Genomic DNA, 3,648 nt, shown 5'->3' with positions numbered 1-3,648 from the left:
CCGTGCGCCAACTGGCCGAAGCGGGCTGGGGCCTGTTCTTTGTCTATGAAGGCCATTCGCCCATTGCCCAAAAACTGGCGCCGTCCGTGCAGCAATTTGCCGACACCCACGGCATTGAGGTGCTGGGGATCAGCTTAGACGGCCAACCGCTGGCCAGTATTCACCAGAACCGCAACAACGATAACCGGCTATCGGTACCGTTCAGCCCGGCGCTGGTCCTGGTACATCCGCAGACCCAGGAAATGAAACCCCTCGCCTACGGCTTTATCGCCCAGGAAGACTTATTAGGCCGATTTTTGAATGTGGCCACCGACTTTGCTCCCGACTTTTAAGGATCCGAACATGAACCGTTTTATCACCGCGACCCTGTTACTGATGATGGTACTGCTTAGCCCAGTGCAGGCGGCCACCGCCGACAGCCATCCCAGCTACAACCCGAACGAATACGCCGTCGTCTTCTTCTTTCGCTCCGATTGCAACTACTGCCACCTGTTTGCCCCGACCCTCAAGCAATTTGAACAACAGACGGGGCTTTATACCTATGCCTTCTCCTTCGATGGCCAGGGCATGAAAGGCTTTGAGGTTCCGATCCCGGTGACCAAAGACACCGCCGAAGAATTCTTTGATAACCCCCGCAGCGCCACGTTGCCCGCGACCTTTTTAATCAACGTCAACAGCCGCAAGTTTGCCCGCATGACCCAGGGCAACGTGTCCCTGCAGGGGCTGCACGAAACCTATACTCAAATCCGCCGCGACCCGGCCGTGATAGAGGCCCTTCGACCATGAACAAAACCCTGATTGCCACGGCACTGCTCGTGGCCACGTTCTCCTGCCGGGCCGACGTCAACGGCTCGTTGAACAGCTTCTTTAACGGACTCGGCTACAGCAATGTGACTAACCCGTCGTCCTTCAAGGGGCAAACGGCCAACTACTACACCGGGGGCAACCTGTTTGTGCGTACCCCTGTCACCAACGCCCAGTTGGTCAGCATCACCCTACCCAAAATCAGTGCGGGCTGTGGCGGCATCGATATGTTCCTCGGTGGTTTCTCACACATCAATTCCACCGCCCTAACACAGCTGGGTAAAAGCATTGTCGCCAATGCAGTGCCCTTTGCGGTCGATTTAGCCCTGCAGACCTGGGCACCGCAACTCAAACAAATTCGTGATAACCTCCAGTCCATTGCCGACAAGTACCTCAACCAGTCCATTAACTCCTGCGAAGCCGCACAGGCAGGGGTATCGGCACTGGCGGGCTTTGCCGGGGTGGGCAGCCAGAAATACATCTGCGCCACCATGGGCACCCAGAACAATGCCTTTGCCGACTGGGTCGCCGGTCAGCAGGAATGCGGCGCGGGCGGCCAGGCCGATACCCAGCTCAACCACGCTAAAAATGACCCCGCATTAAAGGACATGGTGCGCAAGAGCCATAACATCGTCTGGTCGGCCATTCTGAAAAATGCTTTTCTGGCCAGCGATACTGACTTGGCGCAATTTCTGATGTCGATATCGGGCACCTATATCTATGATACCAACGGCAAGCCCAAGTACTACAGCTCGCTGCTCACCCACAACAACAACCTGATCAATGCCCTGCTCATGGGCGGCAAAGCCAAAACTTACGTGTGCGACATCAAGGCTGCCGACAAATGCCTGCGCCCGGACGGCAGCAAAACTATCACCATCAGCACGCAAAAAAGTTTGCAGAACCGGATCTTCCTCATCCTGTCCGGCATGACCAACAAACTCCTGGCAGACACTCCGCTCAGCGCCGATGAGCAGTCGTTTTTGGAATATACCACCCTGCCGATACTGACCTTCATACGCGACGCCCTCGAAGCCGGACAGCCGCCCAATATCGCCGCTTACTCCACCGCCATCAGCGTCCAGTTCGTGACGATTTACCTGCGCAACATGCTGACGATTGTGAAGGAATCTCTGGCCGGGACCAACAATGACGCCAAGGACATCGCGCGGATTGAAGACGGCATCATCAATGCCAACCGTTTTCTCGACGGCCTGGAAAGCAAGGCGATGTCCGCCATCATTGCCGAGCAGCAGCTCATTCAGCAAAACCGCGAACTGCGCCGCCAAGTGGAAGGGCAACTCTCTGCCAGGGCGCGCGCCAACTTACAATTTGGGAGCTAATCATGACGCTTGCCGTCTACACCTACAGCAACGGGGATGTGGCCAAAGAGGTGTTCAATGCCATCGCCACCTTCTTTGCCACCGACAGCTTTGCCAGCATGCTGCAAATCTGCGCCTTCTTCGCCGTCATTGCGACGGCATGCCATTTCTTCATGACCCGTGATGTTAACGCTATCCCCAAGTGGGCAGCGGTTTACCTGCTCGTCCCTTTGTTGCTGATCAACACCAAAACGGGCATTCAAATCATTGACCTGACCGACCCCAGCGGCAACTACGCCGTGGCCAACGTGCCCATGATAGTCGCAGGCCCGACGTATTTGTCCTCAACCTACATGTACGGGGTGACCACCGCCGTAGAAAGCATTTTCCACTCCCCGAGCGACGAGCAATACAGCAAAACCGGCATGGTGTTCGGCGCGAAACTGTATCAACTATCACGCCAAAGCCAGCTTGAGGATTCGCAACTCAAAGGCCACTGGCTGCATTACATGCAAAGCTGTATTCGCGGGGACATCACCCTCAACCAAAAATATACTTGGGAGCAACTGGCCAATGCACCCGATATTTTTGCGTTCCTGGCAAATCACAGCCCTTCACCGCTGCGCCGCATCCAGATGGAACCGAATGATTTTCCGACCTGCAAGGAAGCGTTACCAAAACTCAAGGCCGGGTTTGATACGGACGCCCAGCAGGCGCTGTCGCTGATGGCCCACAAAATGTACGCCAACAAGGTGACCACCAACCAGGCACGGTTTACCACGGGGCTGCAAGGCAGCTATGCAAAATACGCCAACATCAGCCGCACCGCCTCACAAATCACCACCCAGAACATGGCCATCAACGCCATTCGCAACGGGCTGGCAGACGGGGCGGCAGTGAACAACAACACCGCGGCGGCGTTTAATTATGCCTACACCCAAAACAAAATGCAGACCACCTCGATGTGGGCGGGCATGGCCTTGCAGGCCCGTGAATACCTGCCGATGATGCAGTCAATTTTGTTCTTGCTGTTTGGCTGCGTGTCATTTCTTGTGGTGGCATTAGCCATGTTACCCGGCCTGACCTTTACGGTACTCACCAACTATATTAAGGGATTCGTGTACCTGGGGACGTGGCCGATATTATTTGCCTTTATTAACTTCATCATGACCACCCGCATATCGCTGAGCACCTCGGCGGTCGCCAATATCTACACCGGCATCACCCTCAGCAACGTTGATGCGATAGCCGAAATGCACTCGCGCTACGCGGCCATGACCGGGATGTTAATGATGAGCGTGCCGATTATTGTGGGCTTTATCGTCAAGGGTGGCGCATCGGTCATGAGCAGCATGTCGCACCAGGTTGCAGGGATGATGAACAGTGTCAACAGCCGCACGTCGGCAAGCGCGGCCAGCGGCGACATCAACCTCGGCAACGGCCAGGTCGATAACTTCTCGTTCAATAATATGAACGGCAACAAAACCGACACCTCGGGCCTGAGCCGCACCCACGGCATGAC

Annotated in this window: 4 protein-coding genes; all 4 read left to right on the top strand. The window is 55.7% G+C overall.

What is annotated here, in order from left to right:
- Window positions 1–332 (top strand): conjugal transfer protein TraF (gene traF / locus C9J12_RS29645; RefSeq protein WP_170111925.1); only part of this gene is annotated, 332 nt, incomplete at its 5' end.
- Window positions 333–342: 10 nt separating this feature from the next.
- Window positions 343–786, top strand: a complete 444-nt coding sequence (gene trbB / locus C9J12_RS29640) for a type-F conjugative transfer system pilin assembly thiol-disulfide isomerase TrbB (RefSeq protein WP_107247013.1) — start codon at window positions 343–345, stop codon at window positions 784–786.
- Window positions 783–2,147 (top strand): conjugal transfer protein TraH, encoded by a 1,365-nt coding sequence (locus C9J12_RS29635; RefSeq protein ID WP_107247011.1) that lies wholly within the window; start codon window positions 783–785, stop codon window positions 2,145–2,147. Before trbB ends, C9J12_RS29635 begins: the two co-directional genes overlap by 4 nt.
- A gap of 2 nt (window positions 2,148–2,149) precedes the next feature.
- On the top strand, window positions 2,150–3,648 hold a 1,499-nt coding region (traG, locus tag C9J12_RS29630), incomplete at its 3' end, for a conjugal transfer mating-pair stabilization protein TraG (RefSeq protein WP_146150138.1).

The sequence above is a fragment of the Photobacterium frigidiphilum genome, from assembly GCF_003025615.1.
Lineage (GTDB): Bacteria > Pseudomonadota > Gammaproteobacteria > Enterobacterales > Vibrionaceae > Photobacterium > Photobacterium frigidiphilum.
This window is presented reverse-complemented; position numbering and strand designations above follow the sequence as displayed.

Bases quoted from the DNA above. Each gene is read 5' to 3' on its own strand.
- C9J12_RS29635 (WP_107247011.1), top strand. From the start codon at position 783: ATGAACAAAACCCTGATTGCCACGGCACTGCTCGTGGCCACGTTCTCC.
- trbB (WP_107247013.1), top strand. From the start codon at position 343: ATGAACCGTTTTATCACCGCGACCCTGTTACTGATGATGGTACTGCTT.